The sequence below is a fragment of the Rhodococcus sp. P4_C10 genome, assembly GCF_056402135.1.
In genome coordinates this window covers 22027-44143 of record NZ_JBFUHZ010000001.1, presented here as the reverse complement: position 1 = coordinate 44143, position 22117 = coordinate 22027, and the positions used below count along the sequence as shown (strand labels likewise).

Below are 22117 nucleotides of genomic sequence, written 5' to 3'. Positions count from 1 at the left end.
GGCCCCACCCTAGGCCGCGCGACGACATCGGCCGTCGCGCGGCTGGGCCCTCCTACGCCCTCAGCCGGCGAAGATGCTGAGATCCGGGTATCCCGACAGCTCCCAGCCGCCGTCCACCATCAGCGACGTACCCGTCACGTACTCGGCGTCGTCGCTGGCCAGGTACAGGCACGGCCCCGCGACCTGTTCCGGAGTCGCCGCCTTGCCCAGCGGGATCATCGCGAGGAACTGCTCACGCAGGGGCTCGTAGCCCATCACACCTGCCACCAGCGGGGTGTCCACCAGCCCCGGCAGCACCGTGTTGACCCGGATGCCGTGCCGCGCCAGCTCCAGCGCCGCGTTCTTGGAGAACGCCTCCACACCCGCCTTGCCCGTCACGTACGGGCTGCCACCGAACATCGGGACGTGCGCGTTCAGGGACGACACGTTGACGATGGCGCCGCCGCGCTCCCTCATGTGCCGGGCCTCGTGCTTGGTGCACAGGAACACGCCCTTCTGCACCAGGTCGACGGTGAAGTCCCAGTCCTCCTCGGCCAGGTCGACGATCGGGCCGCCGCGCGCGGCGCCGGCCACGTTGAACCCGAGGTCGAGACCACCGAAGCGCTCGACCGCCGTCCCGACCGCCTCGGCCACCGCCGCCTCGTCGGTCACGTCGGCGACCGCGGCGACGAACGCGGACCCGAGCGAGTTCGCGAGCTCCCCCAGCCTGTCCGCCGCGAGATCGATGCCGACGACGTTGGCACCCTCCGCCACGAGCCGGGCCGCGATGGCGGCGCCGATCCCGGATGCCGCCCCGGTGACCACCGCCGTCTTGCCGGCAAATCGATTCTCACTCATCTCCGCACACCTCCACGAGTACCTTCATCCGTCGCCCGGCCGCGGCATCCGCCACGCCCTCGAGCACCATCTCCAGCGGCACCCGCTCGACCCATCCGTCGAGCGGGTACGAGCCCGCCGCCATCCGTTCGATCACCGTCGCGACCTCGTCCCGGTTGTAGGCCAGCGACGACATCACCCGCGCCTCGGAGAACATCAGCGCGTATGTGTTGAGCGGGACCTGCTCCTTGTAGGTTGCCAGCAGCACCACCGTCCCCCGCGCCCGGACGGACGCCAGGGCGGTCTCGACGGCGACGGCGACGCCCGCACACTCGAACACCATGTCGGCACCGAGTCCGTCCGTACGCTCGTGCACCGCGGTCCGCACGTCCGCCGAAAGCGGGTCCACCACAGTCAGTCCCAGACCCTCGACGATCGCCCGGCGCGGCGCGGAGGCCTCCGAGACCAGGATGCGCTCCACCCCGCTCGCGCGCAGGTTGAGCGCCGTGCCGATCCCGATCGGTCCGCCGCCGATCACCAGCGCGAACTGACCCGGCCTCGCCTGCGCCAGAGTGACCGCGTGGTGGGTGACGGCCAACGGCTCCACCAGCGCCGCCTGTTCGAGGCTCACCCCGTCGGGCAGCACGTGCACGTTGGCGGCGGGCACCGCGGTGAACTCGGAGAGTCCGCCGCCGGGCGCACTCAGCCCGTGGAAGGCGACGACCTCGCACAGGTGCTCGAGCCCGTCCCGGCACCGCGCACAGCGACCGCAGTGGTAATTCGGCTGCACCACAACCCGATTGCCCACCACGATGCCGTCGACGTCGGCACCGACCTCGGCGACCACGCCGGAGAACTCGTGCCCGAGCACCTGCGGCCCGTGCGCCCCGGTGAGCGGGTGCGCCACCTCGGAGACACCGAAGGAGTGGATGACGCCGAGGTCTGATCCGCAGATCCCGTTGTACGCCACCCGGATCAGCACGTACCCGTCCGGCACGGCCGGCTCCGGGATGTCCTCGACTCGCAGGTCCCCGATCCCGTGCAGCACCGCGGCCCTCATGACGTGGCCGCCACTTCGGCCTCGTACTTCTTCGCCATGTGCTCGATGGCGTCGAGCTGCGCCTTGCTGTGCCGCTCGTGGCTCTGCCCGGCGCGCGCGGCGGCGTCGTACAGCGGCTGGGACTGCCCCTGGAAGTGCGGGGCGACCTCGTTCGCGATCAGTTCGAACGACCGTCGGGTGGCCGCGGGGTTCGCCCAGTCGGTCGCCATCATCAGCATCGAGCCGAAGCCGCCGGTCTGCTCCTGCAGTCGGCCGATCAGTTCCCGAGCCTGGTCCACGGTGCCGATGATGCCCATGCCGGAGTCGTTCATGTACTCGATCATCATGTCCATGCTCGCACCGCCGGACCCGAAATGTGGGAAAGCCGCTGTCTTGCCGAAGTATTCGACCCACGCGCCGAGCCCGTAGCGGACGTCCTCCCGTGCCTGCTCGAGGGTCTCCGCGATGTGCATCGGGCAGACCAGACGCCACTGGTCGCGATTGACCTCGGTGCCGAACGCCGCCGCCCGTTCCTCCATGATGCCGAAGTGCTTGCCGAGCGCGTCGTACCCGTCGGGGCTCATCGTGGCACCGATCGACAGCAGCCCGAGTCCGTGCTTGCCGGCCAGCCGCGGCCCGGTGGGCGAGGCCACCCCGGCCACCACGATGTCGAACATCGGGTGCGAGTACGGCCGCAGCTGGAGCTGGGCGTCGACGAGCGTGTGGGTCCTGGTCGTCGCGGTGACGCTCTCGCCGTTCAGCAGGCGGACCACGATGTCCAGGTGCTCCTCGAGCAGTTCCCGGCACTCGGTGGGGTCGAGGCCGATCATCGACGAGTCGGTCGGCAGGGAGCCGGGCCCGACGCCGAGCATCACCCGGCCGCGGGTCAGGTGGTCCAGCAGCACCATGCGGTCCGCCACCCACAACGGGTTGTGATAGCTCAGGGAGGTGACGCCGGTACCCAGCTTGATCCGCTTGGTCCGCTCGGCCGCCGCCGCGATGAAGATCTCCGGCGACGCGATGATCTCGCTGCCCGCCGAGTGGTGCTCGCCGATCCACACCTCGTCGAAGTCGAGGCGGTCGAGATGCTCCACCAGTTCCAGGTCCCGCTGCAGGGCGGCGGTCGGGTTCTGCCCGATCACGTGGTGCGGCGCGAGGAATGCCCCGAAACGAAGTCTGCTCATCGTGATTCCCTTGCTCGGTTCCGCCGAATGTCGACTCGCCTGACGCTAGATTTCGTTCTGATCGACGGACAAGTCCACTTTGGTGGACAGTTACGAGCACAAGGCCTGATCGGGGGGACGGACACGGTGGCTGACAACGCGGCCGGCGGCGCACTGACGACCGACGACTACGAACGCGTCTTCCGTGTTCTCGGGGCCTGCGAGTCGACCCGCACCGTGGACCAGTTCCGCGAACGCATCGTGGACGCGATGACGTCGACGTTCCCCGTGAAACATGCGACGTGTTTCGTGGGGCAGACCTTCGCCTCGCAGTTCACCGACTCCCGCGCCGCGGCCACCCAGGTGGACACCTGGGAGCACGTGCGGGCCGTCTACCACGAGCAGTGGGTCGGTCAGGACATCTTCTCGACCCCGCAGGCCCGCCGCGCGCTCGAGGACACCGGCGTCGCCTCGCTGCGGGAGCTGCACCAGCTGCCCGACGAGGCGGTGCGCTACGTCCGCGACTACCTGCACCCCCAGAACATGCGCTCGGCGAGCGCCCTGCACCTGGAGATGCCCGGCGGCGGGCATGCCCTCATCGGGCTGTTCGACACCGACGAACACGCCATCGGCCCAAGGGATCTGGCTGCCCTGCGGCTGCTCAGCCGGCAGCTCTCGGTGCTGACCCGGGGGCTGGCCACCACCGTCGCACCGGACCCGGTGCTCGCCGTCCTGCCCCGCCGCCAGCGCGAGGTGGCCCGCCTGGTCGCGGACGGGCTGGGCAATGCCGCCATCGGGTCGCTGCTCTCGCTCACCGAGGACACCGTAAAGAAGTACGTCAGCAGGATCCTCGCGGCCACCGGTCACGGCTCACGCACCGAGCTGGCCCTGGCCGTCCAACGCGAACTCGGGTACGCGGCTCAGCCGTCCTCGGCGCGGTAGGCCGCCGCCGACCGACCGTGCCCCGCCTCGCGGGTGAGATGGTCGACCAACGGCTGGGTGCGGTACTTGACCGGTGTCGTCAGGGCCAGTGTGGTGGTGGTGTGCGCGACCCCGCGGAGCCCGAGAATCCGCTCGAGCACGTGCAGCAGGTCCTCGTGCGAGGGCGCCGCGATCCGGATCAGCAGGTCCTCCCGTCCGGTGGTGGTATGCACCTCGAGCACCTCGGGCACGCCACGGAGCGCCTCGACGACGGCCTGGATCCGGCCCTGCTCAGTCTCGGCGCCCACGAATGCCTGCACCGAGAGCCCCAGCGCGGACAGGTCCACCTCGGGCCGGTACCCGGTGACCACGCCGCTCTCCTCCAGCCGGCGCATCCGCGACTGGACGGTGTTGCGCGCGACGCCCAGCCGGGACGCCAGGTCCATGATCTGGGCCCGCGGGTCCTCGGTGAGCAGTTCCAGCAGCGAGGCGTCGAGCCGGTCGATGCTGATCACCATGGTGACCTCCCTCGTGTGTCGTGCGTCACAACTGATCGTAGCGCCTAGCTCGTTGGCCAGTTGTTGACGGCTACGCCACCCGAGCGAACTATTGCTGCACCCCTTGCTCTAAAGATTGCGCACAGCTTCACAAAAGCGCCGCGCAGGAACGGTGGCAGACCATGACCGAACTGGTGGAACGCGAAGACCAGGCGCAGCCCTACGACCTCGGCGACCGCTACCGCTCGGGCGCCGGCCCGGTCCTGTTGACCGGCGTGCAGGCCATCGCCCGTCAGCTCGTCGAGCAGCACGTCCACGACATCCGCGCCGGCCGCCGCGTCGCCACCTTCGTCTCCGGTTACCAGGGCAGCCCCCTCGGCGGTGTCGACAAGATGCTGCACGGCATGCCGCAGGTGCTGGCCGAGCACGACATCACCTTCGTCCCCGGCTTCAACGAGGAGCTCGCCGCGACCGCGGTCTGGGGCAGCCAGGCGACGCTTCCGGCCGGCACCGCGACGCACGACGGCGTGATCGGCGTCTGGTACGGCAAGGGCCCCGGCGTCGACCGGGCCACCGACGCGCTGCGACACGCGAACATGTACGGGGTCAACCCCAACGGTGGTGTGCTGCTGCTGGTCGGCGACGACCCCGCCTCCAAGTCCTCGACCGTGCCCGCCGTCAGCGAACGGTCGCTGGCCGCCCTCGGCATCCCGGTCCTGTTCCCGCGCAACGCCGAAGAGATGATCACCATGGGCATGCACGGCGTGGCGCTCTCCCGCGCCTCCGGCTGTCTGGTCGCACTGAAGGTCGTCGCGGACGTCGCCGACGGAGCCTGGACGGTCGACGGAAACGTATCGCAGCTGGACATCACCGTCCCCCAGATCGAATGGGAGGGAAAGCCGTTCGTGTACCAGCAGCGACCGATGGCCGTCCCTACGGACAGCGTGATCGCTGAGGCCGACCTGTACGGCCCACGCCTGGCCGTCGTGCACGCCTACGGCGCCGCGAACGATCTCGACGTGATCGAGGTCGACCCGTCCGGCGCCCGGATCGGCCTCGCCGCCACCGGAACCACATACGACTCGCTGCGCCAGGCCCTGCTCGTCCTCGGCGTGGACGAGGCCGCCCTGCACCGCGCCGGCATCCGCCTGCTTCGCATCGGCATGCCGACCCCCCTCGGCGCCCGGAGGGTCACGGAGTTCGCGGCCGGCCTCGACCAGCTGATCGTGGTCGAGGACAAGACCGCCTTCATCGAGACCCAGATCCGCGAGATCCTCTACGGCACCGAGCACACCCCGCAGATCCTCGGCAAGCGCGACGCCGCGGGCCGGCCGCTGATGCCCGTCGACGGCGAGCTCACCGCCGGCCGGCTGCTCGGCCCGCTCCGCCGGGTGTTGCGCGACCGCGTGGAGCTGAAGAGGTCTCTGCCGCCGCAACTCTCGCTCGAGGTGCTCACCACCAAGCGAACCCCCTACTTCTGCAGCGGCTGCCCGCACAACCGGTCCACCGCCATCCCCGAGGGCTCGATCGGCGGCGGCGGCATCGGCTGCCACACGCTGGTCACCATGTCCGGCCGCGCGGACAGCGCGGTGACCGGCCTGACCCAGATGGGCGGCGAGGGCAGCCAGTGGATCGGCCAGGCACCGTTCACCGACGTGCCGCACATGTTCCAGAACGTCGGCGACGGCACCTTCTTCCACTCCGGCCAGCTCGCGGTGCAGGCCTGCGTCGCCGCCGGGGTGAACATCACCTACAAGCTCCTCTACAACGACGTCGTCGCGATGACCGGTGCGCAGGACGCCGAGGGCGCGCTCACGGTCGCCCAGCTCACGCACAAGCTCACCACCGAGGGCGTCAAGAAGATCATCATCTGCGCGGACGAACCCAAGCGGCACAACAAGCGCGCGCTCGCCAAGGGCACCACGCTCTGGCACCGCGACCGGCTCGACGAGGCGCAGAAACTGCTGCGTGAGGTCGAGGGCGTCACCGTGCTGATCTACGACCAGCACTGCGCGGCCGACGCCCGGCGCCAGCGCAAGCGCGGCACCCTGCCGACCCGCAACACGCGCGTGGTGATCAACGAGGCGGTCTGCGAGGGCTGCGGCGACTGCGGCGTCAAGTCGAACTGCCTGTCGGTGCAACCGGTGGACACCGAGTTCGGGCGCAAGACCCGTATCGAGCAGACCTCCTGCAACACCGACTACAGCTGCCTGGACGGGGACTGCCCCTCCTTCGTCACGGTCGAGCTGGTGCCCGGCAAGAAGAAGGCCGCCCGCGTCGCGACGCCGGTCCCGCCCTCCTGCCTCGACCCCGAGCACGGCCCGCTGACCCACACCCAGAACGTCTTCCTGGCGGGGATCGGCGGCACCGGCATCGTCACCGTCAACCAGGTGCTGGCGACGGCCGCGCTGTGCGCCGGCCTGCAGGTCGAGAGCCTCGACCAGATCGGCATGAGCCAGAAGGCCGGCCCGGTGGTCTCCCACCTGCGTTTCTGCGCCGGCGAGCTCGAGCCGGCCAACCGGCTCACCCCCGGCAGCGCCGACTGCATCGTCGCGTTCGACCTGCTCACCGCCACGGACAACAAGAACCTCGGCTACGGCGACCGCGCCGCCACCGTGTCGATCGCCTCGACCAGCCAGTCGCCGACCGGCGACATGGTCTACGACAAGTCGGTCCGCTACCCGGACGAGCCGCTGCTGCTCTCCCGGCTCGACTCGGTGTCGAAGACGCTGCGGTCCTTCGACGGCCTCGCCGCCGCCCAGGAACTGTTCGGCAACACCGCGGCGGCGAACTTCCTGCTGATCGGCGCCGCCTTCCAGGCGGGTGGGCTGCGGCTGCCCGCGGCCGCGATCGAGGAGGCCATCGGCATCAACGGCGTGGCGGTCGATGCCAACGTCGCGGCGTTCCGGTGGGGCCGGGTCGCCATCGCCGACCCCGACGCCTTCGCCGCGGCCGCCCGGCCGGCCCGCGGCACGCGCGCCGCGACTGCGGCCCCGGCGGAACTGTTCGCCGACACGACCTTCGACGGCGAGGTCCGCCGGCTCGTCGAGCTGCGGGCCGCTCAGCTGGTCGAGTTCCAGAACGTCGCGGTGGCCCGGCGTTACGTCGATACGGTGCAGTCGGTGTGGGCCGCCGAACGCGCGGTGACCGAGCAGACCGACTTCTCCGAGTCGGTGGCCCGGGGGCTGTTCAAGTTCACCGCGTACAAGGACGAGTACGAGGTGGCCCGGATGCTGGTGGACCCGGACTTCCTCGCCGATGTCGCCTCCCAGGTGCCGGGGGGCGAGAACCTGACTTACAAGCTGCACCCGCCGGTGCTGCGGGCGCTGGGCCGGAAGAAGAAGATCGGCCTAGGACCGAAGTCGCATGTCGCGCTGAAGCTCCTGGCCAAGGGCAAGGTACTGCGCGGGACCCGGCTGGACCCGTTCGGCTACGCCCATGTGCGACGGGTGGAGCGGGAACTGTTGGCGCACTACAGCGCGACCGTGCTGGGCCTGGCGGCCGGGTTGGACAGGGACGGCTATGCCCGCGCCGCCACGATCGCGGCCCTGCCCGACGTGGTCCGCGGCTACGAGGACGTCAAGCTCGGCAATGTCGAGGTGTACCGGGAGAAGTTGGTCGAGTTCGGCATCGACCTGCCCTGATTGCCGGGCGGCCCCCGTCGGACGACGAACGGGCGGTTACCGAGGAGGCCTCTCGGCCGTTGTCCCGGTAACCGCCCGTTCGGCGTCTGTGCGTGAGCCCTCGTGCGGTCAGCTGCCGAAGGGCAGGGTTCCCGGCTGGACGGTGTAGCCGCTGCTCCCTGCGGAGCTGCCGCCGACGGTGCCGAGGACGAGGTTGACGAGATTGGTGATCATCGGGGCCTTTCGTAAAGGGGCGTGCAGTGTGTGCAACCTCAGCCACGGTAATCACGACCACCTTGTCTGTCGACCGCGCTGCCGACGGCCAGGGGGGACATGAAATGGTGGGTGGATGAGTGGAGATGTGGACGGCCGCCAGGCCGATGTGGACGCGGTGACCTCGTTCCTGCGGGACCACGGACTGCCCGGGATCATCGACGTGCACACGCATTTCATGCCGAAGTCCGTGATGGACAAGGTGTGGGCGTACTTCGACTCGGCCGGCCCGCTCACCGGTATGGAGTGGCCCATCCAGTACCGGCTCGAGGAGGACGCCCGGCTGGACCGGCTGCGCTCGTACGGGGTCCGGGCCTTCACCTCGATGATCTACCCGCACAAGCCGGACATGGCGGCCTGGCTGAACCAGTGGGCGGTGGAGTTCGCGGCCCGCAACCCGGACTGCCTGCACACCTCCACCTTCTACCCGGAGCCCGGCGCGGCGGAGTACGTCGCCGCCGCGCTCGACGCCGGAACCAGGGTCTTCAAGTCGCACATCCAGGTGGGCGACTACCAGCCGAACGACCCGCTGCTGGACGGGGTGTGGGGGCTGCTCGAGGACGCCGGCACCCCGATCGTCATCCACTGTGGCTCCGGCCCCGCGCCCGGACGCTTCACCGGGCCGGAGCCGATCGACGCCCTGCTCACCCGGTTCCCGCGGCTGCGCCTGGTCATCGCGCACATGGGCATGCCCGAGTACTCGGCGTTCCTCGACCTCGCCGAACGCTACGAGCGGGTGCAGCTGGACACCACGATGGCGTTCACCGACTTCATCAACGACGCCGCTCCGCTGTCCGCTCCGGACCTGGCCAGGCTGCGCGAGCACGGCGACCGGATCCTGTTCGGCAGCGACTTCCCGAACATCCCGTACCCGTACGTGCACGCGCTCGAGGCGGTGGACCGACTCGGGCTGGGTGACGACTGGGTGCGCGCGGTCTGCCACGACAACGCCGCCGCGCTGTTCGGGCTCTGACCCCGCGTCCGCTACCCGGCCGCGGGTAGGTACCGCGCCCGCAACCGGTGCTTGACCAGCTTGCCGGTCGGGGTGCGTGGGAGGTCGTCACTGAAATCGATTCGTCGCGGGGCCTTGAAGTGGGAGATGCGGGCGCGGACGTAGTCCAGCAGTTCGCGTTCGAGTTCCGCGCTGGGTTCGATGCCCGGCTCGAGCGAGACCACCGCCAGGACCTCCTCCCCCATCTCGTCGTTCGGCACCCCGATCACCGCGACGTCGTACACCTTGGGGTGCAGGGTCAGGACGTTCTCCGACTCCTGCGGGTAGATGTTGACGCCACCGGAGATGATCGTGAAGGCGGCGCGGTCGGTGAGGTAGAGGAACCGGTCGCTGTCGAGGTAGCCGATGTCGCCGCTCGTGGTCCACGTCGGATGGTCGGGGTGGGTCGCGTCGTCGGTCTTCGCCGGGTCGTTGTGGTACTCGAAGGGCCGCTCGTCTCGCTCCCACCACACCGTGCCGATCTCGCCCGCGGGGAGCTCGGCACCGTCGCCGTCGCAGATGTGGACGATGCCCACGACGCCGTCACGCCCAACCGATCCCGGGTGCGCCAGCGCGTCCTCGCTGCCGATGAAGGTGACGCCGGAGCCCTCGGTGGAGGCGTAGTACTCGTTGACTACCGGTCCCCACCACTCGATCATGGCGCGCTTGACCTCGGGCTGACACGGCGCCGCGGCATGGACCGCGACCCGCAGGCTCGACACGTCGTAGGACAGGCGGATCTCCTTGGGCAGCTTGAGCATCCGGACAAACATCGTCGGCACCCACTGGCTGTGGGTGACGCGGTACCGCTGGATCAGCTCGAGCGCCTGCTCGGCGTCAAACCGGTCCATCAGCACGACGGTGCCACCGACAGAGTTGATTGTCCCGCAGAAGCGCAGTGGCGCAGCGTGATAGAGAGGTGCGGGGCACAGGTAGACGGTGTCAGTGTCAAATCCGTACATCGGCGCGAAGACTGCGGTGTACGGGTCCATGGTCTCACCCACCTGCCCCTCGGGGAGCCTCGGCTTGATCCCCTTGGGCCGGCCGGTGGTGCCCGACGAGTACAGCATGTCCTGGCCGCGGGGCTGGTCGTCGAGCGGTCCGGCGTCGACGCCTGCCAAGGCCCGCTCGTAGTCCTCGAAACCGGCCACCGGGCCGCCGTAGGCGAGGCGGTGGCCGACAAGCGGAAATGCCTCGGGGACAGCGGCCGTGGCCGCCGCGGCGTCCGCCGACACGATCAGCGCCCGGGCTCCGCAGTCGTTCACCACGTAGGCGGCCTCCGCCGCGGTCAGGTGCCAGTTGACCACCGTGATGTACAGCCCGGAACGCAACGCCGCCCAGTACACCTCCAGCGCCCGCACGTCGTTGCTCGACACGAGGGCGAGGTGGTCGCCGGGCCGCAGCCCCGCCGAGCGCAGGTACCGGGCCAGCCTCGTCGAGCGTTCGTCGAGCTCGCGGTAGGTGAGCTGCTCGCCGGTGGCGGGGCGGATGATCGCGGGCTTGTCGGGTGTGGCGGCTACGAAGTTCCCAGGAAACACGTGCGACTCCTCCTCGGGTGACCGGCGTTTCGCCATGTCTACCCCAGGAGCCGCCCGCAGTCCGCCGATCGACGGGCGAGTCGGCTCAGAACAGGGTGAGCGCGTCGCCCGCCGCCGGGATGTCGAACAGCATCGGCTCCGCGGGAACCGGCGCGGAGCCCGCCTTCGCACGCGCCGGCACTGCCCGGGTGCGCGTGACGGTCTTGGCCGGCGTCGACGCCCCGGTTGCGGTGACGGAGTCGGGCGCGGCCGGCACCGGGTCCGACGCCGGGACCTTCGCGGGCGGCGCGGCCTTGACCGCGCGGGCGGCCTCACCGGCCAGCCGGTCGGCCTCCTCGTTGTAGTGGTTGCCGACGTGCCCGCGGACCCAGCGGAACCGGACGGGGCCGGTCCGGTCGGTGATCGCGTCGTCGATGTCGCGAACCAGGTCGATGTTCTTGACCGGCTCGCCGGACGAGGTCCGCCAGCCCTTCCGCTTCCAACCGGTCACCCACTCCGAGGCGCACTTGATGGCGTACTGGGAGTCGGACTCGATCAGCATCGGCTCGTCGCCGGGATGCGCCCGGATGGCCTCGAGCACGGCCCGCAGCTCGGCGATCTGGTTGGTCCCCGAGGGCTCTCCACCTGCGCGGCTGGGGCCCATGTGATTGACCCACGCCCAGCCGATTGCACCACCGGGATTGCGCAGGCAGGAGCCGTCCGTACTGACGATGATCACGGTGAGACACCATACGACGATCCACCGACAAACACCTCACCTGAGGTGGCGATCACTCTCACTCCCCGGTGAACTCCGGCGTCCGACGCTCGAGCATCGCCGCGACCGCCTCCTGGTGGTCCCGGGTGTGGTGCGCGAGGGCCTGCATCGACGCCGACAACTCCAGCAGGCTCTCCAGACTCTGGTGCTGTCCCTCGCGGAGCAGCTTCTTGGTCATCCGCAGCGCCTGCGGCGGGTTCGCCGCCACCCGCCGGGCCAGTTCGTGAGCGGCCGGCAGCAGCTGCTCCGGCTCCACGACCCGGGACACCAGCCCCCACTCGAGTGCCGTCGCGGCGTCTACGGCGTCGCCGGTGAAGGCCATCTCCGCGGCCCGCGCCGCCCCCACCGCCCGCGGCAGGAACCAGGCGCCGCCGTCGCCGGGCACGATGCCGAGCTTGACGAAGCTCTCGGCGAACGACGCGGCCGTCGACGCGATGCGCATGTCGCACATCAGCGCCAGGTCGCAGCCGGCGCCGACCGCGGGACCGTTGACCGCGGCGATCACCGGAACCTCGCAGTGGAACAACGCCTTCGGGATCCGCTGGATCCCGTACCGGTAGCCGGTGCGCAGCTCGGCGGGGCTGCCCGCGAACATGCCCTCGCGATCGCGCATGTGCTTGACGTTGCCGCCGGACGAGAAGGCCGGTCCGGCCGCGGTGAGTACCACCACCCGGGCGGTGCGGTCGGCGTTCACCCCGTCGACGGCGGCCTCGATCGCCACCACCATGTCGGGTTCGGAGATCACGTTGCGGGTCTCCGGACGATTCAACGTCCATGTGAGGACGTCGCCGTCCCGCTGCACTGTCAGGGCCTCGGTCATCGCCCCTCCTTCCGGTCGCAGGCCAGGGTATGCCGGTACCGGTCGACGCGCGCCCCAGCACGGTGACAATCGGGACATTTCGCCCATCCGTCCGGGTGGTCGCGTTTGTACGCTGTCCGCCCTGGTGGGGCGCATTTCGGCAACTCCCCCACCGCCGAACAATGACGAGGACACACAATCACCGAATTGGCCCAATCGCCGCGGTTCATGCTAGGCAGGAAGAACGGATCAACGAAACAGGGAGATGGAATTGACGCCAAGGATCGCAATTTTGGGAGCCGGTCCGAGTGGCCTCGCACAGCTGAGGGCATTCGAGTCTGCACGAAATTCTGATCCGGGGCGCATACCCGACATCGTGTGTTACGAGAAGCAGCGCGACTGGGGCGGCATGTGGAACTACACATGGCGCACCGGACTCGACGAAAACGGCGAGCCCGTGCACGCGAGCATGTACCGCTACCTCTGGTCGAACGGCCCGAAGGAATGCCTCGAGTTTGCCGACTACTCCTTCGAGGAGCATTTCGGGCGCCCGATCCCGTCGTACCCGCCGCGCGCGGTCCTGCAGGACTACATCATGGGCCGGGTCGAGCAGAGCGACGTCCGCAAGTACATCCGGTTCAACACGGCCGTGCGCTGGGTGAGCTACTCCGAGCAGACCCGGAAGTTCACCGTCACCGTCATGGACCACGACCGCGACGTCCTCGAATCGAGCGAGTTCGACCACGTCATCGTCGCGACGGGCCACTTCTCGACGCCGAACGTCCCGCAGTTCGACGGGCTCGAGCAGTTCCCCGGCCGGGTCCTGCACGCCCACGACTTCCGGGACGCGCGCGAGTTCGCCGGCAAGCGACTCCTCCTCGTCGGCAGCAGCTATTCGGCCGAGGACATCGGAACGCAGTGCTACAAGTACGGCGCCGCCGAGGTCACCTTCAGCTACCGCTCGAACCCCCTCGGTCACGCCTGGCCGGCGGGCATGTCGGAGGTCCCGCTGCTCACCGGCGTGGACGGCAACGTCGCCCACTTCCAGGACGGCAGCACCCGCGAGGTGGACGCCATCGTGCTGTGCACCGGGTACCAGCACCACTTTCCGTTCCTTCCAGACGAACTGACGCTGCGGACCAACAACCGCCTGTACCCGCGGGACATCTACAAGGGCATCTTCTTCCAGGAGAACCCCCGGCTCATGTACCTGGGCATGCAGGACCAGTACTTCACCTTCAACATGTTCGACGCCCAGGCCTGGTACGCGCGAGACGTCGTCCTCGGCCGAATCCAGCTACCCGACAGCGAAACTCGGCAGCAGGACATCGAGCACTGGCGCGGCCGGGAGGAATCGCTGGGCACCGCGACGGAGGAAATCGATTTCCAGGCCGCGTACATTCGCGACCTGGTGACGCCGACGGATTACCCGGAATTCCAGGTGGAAAAACAGGGCGAGCTTTTCAAGCAGTGGAAGCTCGACAAGAAAAAAGACATCATGGGATACCGGAACAGGAGCTACACCTCGACGCTCACCGGAACAATTTCTCCGCCGCTGCACGACGACTGGATGAATATCCTCGACGATTCCTCCGAGTCGTTCCTGCAGAACGAATTCTCGTCGCCCGCAGCGGCGCCGCACCCGGCCCGCACCGCGACCACGCGTCCGCAGACGACCGCGTCGAGGGCGGCCGAGCAGATCACGTTGTCGCGGCCCGCCGCCCGGGCGGTCACGGGCAAGCCGGTTCGGCAGCTGCCGACTCCGCGGCCGGCCGCCGCCATCCGCACGGCCCGCACCGGGCACCGCCCCTCCCCCGCGAGCGCGTGACCCGGTAGGCGCGTCAGGCGGCCGGCTGCGCCAGGTACCCGTGCGCCTGCGCCACCGCGTCCGAGACCAGGATGCCGTCGTGGGTGCTCAGCCCCGCCGCCAGCGACGGGTCGGCGGCGGTGGCGCGGCGCCACCCCTGGTCGGCCAGCGCGACGACGTACGGCATCGTCGCGTTGGTCAACGCCTGGGTGGAGGTACGCGGCACCGCCCCCGGCATGTTCGCCACGCAGTAGAACACCGACTCGTGGACCCGGTAGGTCGGCGCGTCGTGGGTGGTGGGCCGGGTGTCCTCGAAGCAGCCGCCCTGGTCGACCGCGACGTCGACCAGGACCGAGCCGGGCCGCATCCGGGAGACCATCTCGTTGCTCACCAGACGCGGCGCCCGCGCGCCCGGCACCAGGACGGCGCCGATCACCAGGTCCGAGTCGAGCACGGCACGCTCGACCTCGAACTGGTTCGAGACGATCGTCCGCACCTGACCGCGGTAGCGATCGTCGATCTCGTGCAGCCGGGCGGGGTTGAGGTCGAGCACGGTGACCGAGGCGTGCATCCCGACCGCGATGGCCGCCGCGTTCTGACCGGCGACGCCGCCCCCGAGGACGGTCACCTGCGCCGGGCTCACCCCGGGGACCCCGCCCATCAGTACCCCGCGACCGCCTGCGCTGCTCATCAGGTGGTAGGCCCCCACCTGCGCGGAGAGCCGACCGGCGACCTCGCTCATCGGGGCGAGCAGCGGCAACGCGCCGTCCGGGGTCTGGACGGTCTCGTAGGCGATCGCCGTGGTGCCCGCCGCGAGCAGTGCGTCGGTGCACTCCCTCGACGCCGCCAGGTGCAGGTAGGTGAACAGCACCTGGTCCGCACGCAGCCGCGAATACTCCTGCGCCACCGGCTCCTTCACCTTCAGCAGCAGGTCACCCACCGCCCACACCTCGTCGACGTCGTCGAGCACCTGCGCGCCGGCGTCGGAATAGTCCTTGTCGGCGAAGGTCGAGCCGGCACCGGCTCCGGCCTCGACGAACACCTGGTGCCCGCGGGTGACGAGTTCGTGAACTCCCCCGGGTGTGAGGGCCACCCGGTACTCGTGGCTCTTGACCTCGCGGGGGACTGCGATCCTCATGACGGCTCCTTCAGGGGTGGGAGGGGCTGGTTGATCTCGACGAGCGCGATCGGCGCTGATCAAAGTATGAATTTCCATTGGTTCCATGCCTAGAAGTCCGCTGGAAATTCTCTAGAATCGGTGTATGAACCGGAAATCTTCGGCCAAGGGTGCCTCTGGTGGCCCGCGGCCGAATGATGTTCGGCAGGTCCGACTCGACGAGGTGGACCACGTGCTGCTCGCGCAGCTCACCCGCGACGCCCGCACCCCCAACAACGCGCTCGCCGAGTTGGCCGGGATCGCGCCGTCCACCTGCCTGGCCCGAGTCCGCTCACTCGTCGAGCGGGGTGTGATCCGGGGGTTCCACGCGGACGTCGACCCCGCGGCACTCGGCCGCGACCTCGAGGCGATGATCGCGGTCCGGCTGCGCGCCGACGCCCGCCCGCACATGGCCCGGTTCGCCGAGCGGATGTCCGCCACGCCGGAGGTGCTCGACGTCTACTTCATCGCCGGCGCCGACGACTACCTGCTGCACGTGGCGATGCGGGACACCGCCGCGTTGCGCGACTTCGTGCTCGACCACCTCTCGGCCCGGCCGGACGTCGCCGCGACCGAGACCACGCTGGTCTTCGAACACATCCGGCCCCGCGCGCGCAAGTAGTGGCCCGGCGCGGATGCCGGGCCACTGAGTCTCACGGAAGAAGCTTGTCCAGCAACGGGTTCGAGAAGACCCGGTGCGGATCGTGGGCGTTGTACGCCGCGCGCGCGGAGTCCCAGTTGTCGCCGGCCGGGACGCCGGCCCGGAAGGTCGCCGGGATCACCGACTCGATCGTCGGCTGGTCCACGAACCCCGCCTCGTCGGTGAACGCCCACCCCTTGGCCCACTCCGGCCGGAAGGTGGCGTAGTCGCCGCGGTAGTTCGCCCGCATGAACTGCTCCATCTCGCGGAAGTACGCGGCCTGACCGGGCGTGCCCGGGACCCCGACCACGTTCATCCAGATCGCGGTGTCCCACTCCGGATGGTCCGGCCTCGGACGGAGGGCCGAGATGGTCGGCGGGCCAGCACTTTCCACCATGACATCGGCCTGGTCGTCGAGACCGCACAGGCGCACCTCGAACGGACCGTTGACCGGGTACCTGCCCTCGGACTGGAGCTGGCGCTGCCGCTCGTGGTGCCAGCTGGTGAACTCGTTGATCACCCGGGCGATGTTCGCCCGGCGGGTGATCACCACGCCGCCGCCGGCGTTCATCCGCACGGTGGTGGCACGCAGGTAGAACATCACGTCCTTGGACCAACCCCACAGGTCCGCGCCGTTGGTGGCGGCCAGTCCTGCCTGGAAGACGCCCAGTTGGGCCTGACCGAACAGCGGGGTGGCCGCACCGGTACCGCCGAGGATCTGAGCGAGCAGGTCGGTGACCGGCTTCGGGATCGAGTCTGCGTACGGGTAGTTGTAGGGACCGGTGACCTCGCGTGACTGCGGCGGCTTGGTCGGGGTGGGCGTCCACACCTTGAGGTACGGAGTCTCGGTGAAGGGGAACCAGATCGCCTCGACCCGACCTGACTTCGCGATGTAGCTCTCGAAGGTGCGGCCGTGTGCGCCGGCGGGGGCGAACAACTCCCGCCACGGAATGTCCGTGATCGACTCGCAGCGCAGCCGGTAGTTCGGCCCGGCCTGCAGCGTCACCGAGGTGAGGAACGACCTGCCGATGTGGGTGAGCAGTGGTCGGATCCCGGCGTCCGCGCGGGTGAAGTCCCGGAGCCGGTACTGCCCCGAACCTTCGTCCCACACCACCGCGGTGAGTGCGGTGATCAGGTTGCTCAGTGAACCGAAGGACGCTCCGGGAAGTACGGTTTCGCCGTCTGCCGGCAGAGTGGCGCCGTGTGCGTTGATCGCGAGAACGCCCGCGATCGAGAGCTCGCCGATGGCCGGGGAATTGGCCCAGCCGAGGCCGTGGTCCTGCAACCGGCCGAGGATGTCCCCGAGGCTGGCGCCCGCGCCCGCCGTGACCGTCGCCGGACTGCCCCCGGGATTCACCTCGATCGAGTTCAACCGGCTCATGGTGTCCACCAGCACGACGCGTTCGACGTTCTGCCCGGCCACCAGGGTCAGCGGACTCCAACCGTGCATGGTGCCGCGGGGCCGCAGTCGATATCCGTTTGCGTGCGCCCAGTTCGCGAGCCGGACCACGTCCTGTGCGTCGCGCGGCGTGGCGGTCCACACCTCGTCGAAGACGATCTCGCGAGCCCAGTTCTCGTAGCCCTGCTGGACGAGCGGGATGCCGTCGGGAAACGCCGGCGGCACCGGCAGTGTGGACTCGGGGTCGTCCGAGGACAGTGCGCGGGCGGGCGTCCAGGCCAGCGCGGTGATGGCAGTGGCGCCGGCCGCCGCCGCCAAGAAGCCGCGCCGGGACAGGCCTCCCGCGCGGCCGCCGGCCCGCCCGGCGTCGGTGCCGTGAGTTCCCATCGAAAACCTGCCCTTCTGAGGAGTGGACGGCATCCGCCGTGCCCGACGGCAACAAGGTAGAACATGTTCCCGTCACGATGTCGGTAAACAGCCCACTCCCGCCGAATTCCCTTCTCGCGCCCCACCGGATTCCGGTTTCGCGGCACCTCCACCCGTGTTCTACTGGAGCGCGTTGACCTCCGCCGTATGAGCGCATGCGAGGACACACATGACCGAACTGGACCTCGACACCGAGAACGCCCCCGCCGAACCGCCGCGTCCTCGGCGAGGTTGGCCGGTGGTCGCGGTCATCGTCCTCGCCGCGCTCGCCTTCCTGCTCGGCGGTGCGGGCGGAGCATTCCAGGGCAAACTCAGCGAGGTCCAGAAGAACGACAACGCGTCGTACCTGCCCGCGTCGGCCGAGTCCACGAAGGTCGCCAACGAGGCCGCGAAGTTCGTCACCGTCACGACCGTCCCGGGGTTCGTCGTCTTCCAACGCGCCGACGGTCCACTGACCGCGGCCGACAAGGAGGCCATCGCACGGGCCACCACCGAGGTCGCCGGCGTGGAGGGCGTCGACAGGTCGAGCATGACGCCCGTCCAGTACTCGGCCGATGGCACCACCGCCGCGCTGTTCGTCCCACTGGCCGCCACCGACGCCGACGGCACCGCCGTCAACGGTGAGGCTCTCGCCCAGACCGAGCAGACCGTCATGGACACCGCGACCGCCGCGACCAGCGACACCGGACTGGTGGTGCTGCCCGCGGGTTCCGGCGGGCTGCTCGTCGCGCTGATCGACGCGTTCGCCGGCATCGACGGCGCCCTGCTCGGCGCCGCGCTGCTGGTGGTGGTGCTGATCCTGCTGGTCGTCTACCGCTCGCCGGTGCTGTGGTTCTTCCCGATCCTGTCGGCGGTGCTCGCGCTCGGACTGTCCTCGATGGCCGTCTACTTCCTCGCCGAGCACGAGGTGATCACGCTGACCGGCCAGAGCCAGGGCATCCTCTCGGTGCTGGTGCTCGGCGCGGGCACCGACTATGCCCTGCTGCTCATTTCCCGCTACCGGGAAGAACTGCACCGGTACCCCGACCGGTTCGACGCGATGATCCGGGCCTGGCGCGAGTCTGCCCCCGCCATCAGCGCGTCCGCCCTGACCGTGATCCTCGGCCTGCTCTGCCTGACCTTCTCCGAACTGAACTCCAACAAGGGCCTCGGCCCCGTCGCGGCGATCGGAATCGGCTGCACCTACCTGGTGATGATGACGTTCCTTCCGGTGTTCCTGGCCGTCGCGGGACGGTGGGTGTTCTGGCCCCGCATTCCCAGGGTCGACCACGCGGCGGACCTCGCCACGCACGGCATGTGGGGGCGGATCGCCGAGGTGGTCGGTCGCCGCGACCGGCCCGCGTGGATCGGTGCGACCGCGCTGCTCGTCGTGCTGTTCGCGGTCGGGATCGGCAGCCTGAGCACCGACGGGCTCACCACCACCGAGAACTTCACCAACACGCCCGATGCCGTGGCGGGACAACGGATCTACGACGCCAAGTTCGATCCCGGCACCGGGGCGCCCGCGGTGATCACCACCAACGTGGCCCAGTTGGACCAGGTGATGGACGCGGCCGGCCGGGTCGAGGGCGTCTCGACCGCGCCCGGGTCGGTGTGCGTGCAGGTGGACTACTCGAAGCTCGCCGCCCTGACGCAGCTCTCCGGCGGCCAGCTGCCGCAGCAGGCCCAACCGGGCTGCCCCCCTTCGACACTCACGGTCGCGCCGATCGACGGCCGCACCGTCGTCAACGTCACCCTCGCGGACGCCTACGACTCGCCGCAGGCGCTGGAGACCGTCACCCGACTGCGGGCGGCGGTGCACGCCGTGCCCGGGGCCGACGCCCAGGTGGGCGGCACGTCCGCCGCCACCCTGGACGTGCAGGCCGCCTCGGTCCACGACCGCAACCTGATCATCCCCATCGTGCTCGCCGTGATCTTCGTGGTGCTGGCCGTCCTGCTGCGGGCGCTGCTGGCGCCGCTGATCCTCATCGCCACCGTGGTGCTGTCCTTCGCGGCCACCCTCGGCGTGTGCGGCTTCATGTTCACCCACGTGTTCCACTTCGCGGGCGCCGACCAGTCGTTCCCGTTGTTCGCCTTCGTGTTTCTCGTCGCGCTCGGCATCGACTACAACATCTTCCTGATGACGAGGGTGCGCGAGGAGTCGATCGGCCACGGCACCCGGTCGGGCGTGCTGCGGGGCCTCGCCGTGACCGGTGGGGTGATCACGTCGGCCGGCATCGTCCTGGCCGCGACCTTCGCGGTGCTCGGCGTGCTGCCCCTGGTGTTCCTGGCAGAGGTCGGGTTCGCCGTCGCGTTCGGCGTCCTGCTCGACACCATCGTGGTGCGAAGCATCCTGGTACCAGCGCTCTCGCACGACATCGGCAGGGCCGTCTGGTGGCCGTCGGCCCTGTCACGGTCCGGCGACTGATCCTTCGGAAGTTTCGCGAAACGTTCGCCGCTACGGCACACTCGTGGTCGATTACCGCCTCCTGCAGGAAAAGCCGCCAGCACGAAGAGGAGTCTCATGTCGCCACAATCACGCTCGCGCCAGTTTCGTCAGGTTCTCGTCGGCACGCTGCTCGCCGCGGCCGCCGCGACAGCGGTCCCCGGGGCCGCCCAGGCGGCATCGTCGGTCGACCCGCTGCTGTCGCCGACCACACTGGTCAACGGCGCGCTCTCCACGGTCGGCGGCTGCCAGACCCCCATCCGCGAGGTGATTCTCGCCTGCACCCGGCTGGAAACCCTGACCACGCAGTCTCCGGTGGCCCTGGTGCTCAACCCGATCGGCACGAACATCGTGGTGCTCGGGGCCGGACTGTTCCCCAACGGCGCGATTCGGCCGGTGCTCGAATCCCGACTCCAGGCCACCCTCGTACTGGCGCAGCAGTTCCCGTTCACGCCGATCATCGTCAGCGGCGGAGTACCGCAGTCCGGCATCACCGAGGCCCGGGCGATGCGCGAGTGGCTGATCGCCCGCGGCATCCCGGCGGTCCGGATCACCGAGGAGAACACCTCACGATCCACCGTCGAGAACGCGCAGAACACCAACGCGATCCTGGCCCAGCGCGGCGCCACCGGGGCGGTCGTGGTGACCAGCCCGGATCACCTGCAGCGCGCCATGGTCGACTTCCGGGTCGCGGTCGGCGGACGGATCCCCATCGCCGGTGTCGTCGCGCCCTGACGCCGGCTCCAAGTTCGCAGAAACCCACACCGCGGTCCCCTCCGCGGTGGGACCCTGAGTCGATGACGACGAGTGTCGACGGCACGCACGGTGAGTCCTGATGTCGCGGCCGGTGCAGGTGGTCGTGCTGGGGTCCGGGTCGTGGGGCACCACGGTGGCCGGCCTGGCCGCCCACAACACCCCGACCCTGCTGTGGTCCAGGAGTTCGGCGGCGGCGGAGGAGATCAACACCGAGCGCCGCAACTCGCGCTATCTCGGTGACCGTGAGCTGCCCGCGGGCCTGCGGGCCACCGACGACATCATCGAGGCCGCCAGGGAGGCCGACGTCCTCGTCGTCGGGGTGCCCTCGCACGCCATCCGCAGCACCCTGAGCCAGATCAGCAACGAGGTCCGGGCGTGGGTGCCGGTGCTGTCGCTGGCGAAGGGGCTCGAACCAGGCACCCGCCGGCGCCCCACCGAGGTGATCGCCGAGTGCCTGCCCGGCCATCCCGTCGGCCTGCTGGCCGGACCGAACATCGCGCGGGAGATCGCGGACGGCATGGCCGCGGCGGCCGTGGTCGCGACCCAGGACGAACGGGTCGCCAGCGCCCTGCAGCCGCTGTTCGCCTCGTCCGTCTTCCGCGTCTACCGCAACACCGACGTCCTCGGCTGCGAGCTCGGCGGGGTGCTCAAGAACATCGTCGCGATCGCGTCGGGCATGGCGGACGGCCTGGGCGTCGGCGACAACACCCGGGCCATGGTGCTCGCGCGCGGGCTCGCCGAGATGACCCGGCTGGGCGAGGCCATGGGCGCGGACCCCCGCACGTTCGCCGGCCTCACCGGCGTCGGCGATCTCATCGCCACCTGCATGAGCCCCGCCTCCCGCAACCGTCGGGTCGGCGAGGCGCTCGCCAGGGGGTTGACCGTGGAACAGGCGGTCGCCGAGCTGGGTCAGGTCGCGGAGGGGGTCAAGACCGCGCCGACGGTGATGGAACTGGCCCGCGACTTCGACGTCGAGATGCCCATCGCGGCGGAGGTCGAGGCCGTCGTCGCGGGTCGCCGCACCCCCGAGGACGCCTACCGTGGACTGCGGCGGGTCGCCCCCGGGGACGAGCACGACATGGCCTGACGGC

General features: G+C 69.8%; 17 protein-coding genes. 8 read left to right on the top strand and 9 right to left on the bottom strand.

Annotated elements, in window-relative coordinates; genetic code table 11:
- Window positions 1–60 precede the first annotated feature (60 nt).
- Genes AC1DWC_RS00200 through AC1DWC_RS00190 form a run of 3 tightly spaced genes read right to left on the bottom strand, consistent with a single transcriptional unit; the run spans window position 61 to window position 3039 of the window.
- Window positions 61–837 (bottom strand): SDR family NAD(P)-dependent oxidoreductase, encoded by a 777-nt coding sequence (locus AC1DWC_RS00200; protein WP_477905077.1) that lies wholly within the window; start codon window positions 835–837, stop codon window positions 61–63.
- Window positions 830–1876, bottom strand: coding sequence for an alcohol dehydrogenase catalytic domain-containing protein (locus tag AC1DWC_RS00195; RefSeq protein ID WP_477905075.1), 1047 nt, complete (start codon window positions 1874–1876; stop codon window positions 830–832). The genes AC1DWC_RS00200 and AC1DWC_RS00195 overlap by 8 nt, the downstream gene beginning before the upstream one ends.
- The gene (locus AC1DWC_RS00190; RefSeq protein WP_477905073.1) at window positions 1873–3039 is read right to left on the bottom strand and encodes an LLM class flavin-dependent oxidoreductase; all 1167 of its coding nucleotides are present in this window, start codon (window positions 3037–3039) and stop codon (window positions 1873–1875) included. Before AC1DWC_RS00190 ends, AC1DWC_RS00195 begins: the two co-directional genes overlap by 4 nt.
- A 126-nt stretch (window positions 3040–3165) precedes the next feature.
- On the opposite strand from AC1DWC_RS00190, the gene AC1DWC_RS00185 reads away from it, so the two are divergent.
- Window positions 3166–3960 (top strand): helix-turn-helix transcriptional regulator, encoded by a 795-nt coding sequence (locus AC1DWC_RS00185; protein ID WP_477905071.1) that lies wholly within the window; start codon window positions 3166–3168, stop codon window positions 3958–3960.
- Here the strand turns inward: AC1DWC_RS00185 and AC1DWC_RS00180 are convergent.
- Complete coding sequence (locus AC1DWC_RS00180; RefSeq protein WP_477905414.1) at window positions 3939–4454, bottom strand: Lrp/AsnC family transcriptional regulator; 516 nt, start codon at window positions 4452–4454, stop codon at window positions 3939–3941. The genes AC1DWC_RS00185 and AC1DWC_RS00180 overlap by 22 nt on opposite strands.
- Before the next feature lie 164 nt (window positions 4455–4618).
- Between AC1DWC_RS00180 and AC1DWC_RS00175 the strand changes: the two genes are divergently transcribed.
- Together AC1DWC_RS00175 and AC1DWC_RS00170 are read left to right on the top strand one after the other, a co-directional pair.
- The gene (locus AC1DWC_RS00175) at window positions 4619–8080 is read left to right on the top strand and encodes an indolepyruvate ferredoxin oxidoreductase family protein (protein ID WP_477905069.1); all 3462 of its coding nucleotides are present in this window, start codon (window positions 4619–4621) and stop codon (window positions 8078–8080) included.
- Between the two features lie 328 nt (window positions 8081–8408).
- Window positions 8409–9305, top strand: coding sequence for an amidohydrolase family protein (locus AC1DWC_RS00170; protein ID WP_477905066.1), 897 nt, complete (start codon window positions 8409–8411; stop codon window positions 9303–9305).
- Between the two features lie 11 nt (window positions 9306–9316).
- Here the strand turns inward: AC1DWC_RS00170 and AC1DWC_RS00165 are convergent, their stop codons facing one another.
- From AC1DWC_RS00165 to AC1DWC_RS00155, 3 genes are all read right to left on the bottom strand, one after another.
- Window positions 9317–10861, bottom strand: a complete 1545-nt coding sequence (locus AC1DWC_RS00165; protein ID WP_477905065.1) for an AMP-binding protein — start codon at window positions 10859–10861, stop codon at window positions 9317–9319.
- Between the two features lie 85 nt (window positions 10862–10946).
- The gene (locus AC1DWC_RS00160; protein WP_477905062.1) at window positions 10947–11579 is read right to left on the bottom strand and encodes a ribonuclease H family protein; all 633 of its coding nucleotides are present in this window, start codon (window positions 11577–11579) and stop codon (window positions 10947–10949) included.
- Window positions 11580–11637: 58 nt separating this feature from the next.
- Window positions 11638–12438 carry a crotonase/enoyl-CoA hydratase family protein gene (locus AC1DWC_RS00155; protein WP_477905059.1) on the bottom strand — a complete coding sequence of 267 codons (801 nt, stop codon included), beginning with the start codon at window positions 12436–12438 and terminating at the stop codon, window positions 11638–11640.
- Between the two features lie 244 nt (window positions 12439–12682).
- On the opposite strand from AC1DWC_RS00155, the gene AC1DWC_RS00150 reads away from it, so the two are divergent.
- On the top strand, window positions 12683–14245 hold the full coding sequence (locus tag AC1DWC_RS00150) for an NAD(P)-binding domain-containing protein (RefSeq protein WP_477905057.1): 1563 nt from the start codon (window positions 12683–12685) through the stop codon (window positions 14243–14245).
- 13 nt (window positions 14246–14258) lie between these two features.
- On the opposite strand, the gene ald is transcribed toward AC1DWC_RS00150, so the two are convergent.
- Window positions 14259–15362: an alanine dehydrogenase gene (gene ald / locus AC1DWC_RS00145; protein ID WP_477905054.1), complete on the bottom strand. Its 1104-nt coding sequence runs from the start codon at window positions 15360–15362 to the stop codon at window positions 14259–14261.
- Window positions 15363–15486: 124 nt separating this feature from the next.
- Here ald and AC1DWC_RS00140 point away from each other — a divergent pair, with 124 nt between their 5' ends.
- Complete coding sequence (locus tag AC1DWC_RS00140) at window positions 15487–16002, top strand: Lrp/AsnC family transcriptional regulator (RefSeq protein WP_477905052.1); 516 nt, start codon at window positions 15487–15489, stop codon at window positions 16000–16002.
- Between the two features lie 31 nt (window positions 16003–16033).
- On the opposite strand, the gene AC1DWC_RS00135 is transcribed toward AC1DWC_RS00140, so the two are convergent.
- On the bottom strand, window positions 16034–17806 hold the full coding sequence (locus tag AC1DWC_RS00135) for a cholesterol oxidase substrate-binding domain-containing protein (protein ID WP_477905050.1): 1773 nt from the start codon (window positions 17804–17806) through the stop codon (window positions 16034–16036).
- 208 nt (window positions 17807–18014) lie between these two features.
- Between AC1DWC_RS00135 and AC1DWC_RS00130 the strand changes: the two genes are divergently transcribed.
- From AC1DWC_RS00130 to AC1DWC_RS00120, 3 genes are all read left to right on the top strand, one after another.
- Window positions 18015–20252: an MMPL family transporter gene (locus tag AC1DWC_RS00130; RefSeq protein WP_477905049.1), complete on the top strand. Its 2238-nt coding sequence runs from the start codon at window positions 18015–18017 to the stop codon at window positions 20250–20252.
- Window positions 20253–20348: 96 nt separating this feature from the next.
- The gene (locus tag AC1DWC_RS00125; protein WP_477905047.1) at window positions 20349–21005 is read left to right on the top strand and encodes a YdcF family protein; all 657 of its coding nucleotides are present in this window, start codon (window positions 20349–20351) and stop codon (window positions 21003–21005) included.
- A 100-nt stretch (window positions 21006–21105) separates the two neighbouring features.
- Window positions 21106–22113, top strand: coding sequence for an NAD(P)H-dependent glycerol-3-phosphate dehydrogenase (locus AC1DWC_RS00120; protein ID WP_477905045.1), 1008 nt, complete (start codon window positions 21106–21108; stop codon window positions 22111–22113).
- Window positions 22114–22117 lie beyond the last annotated feature (4 nt).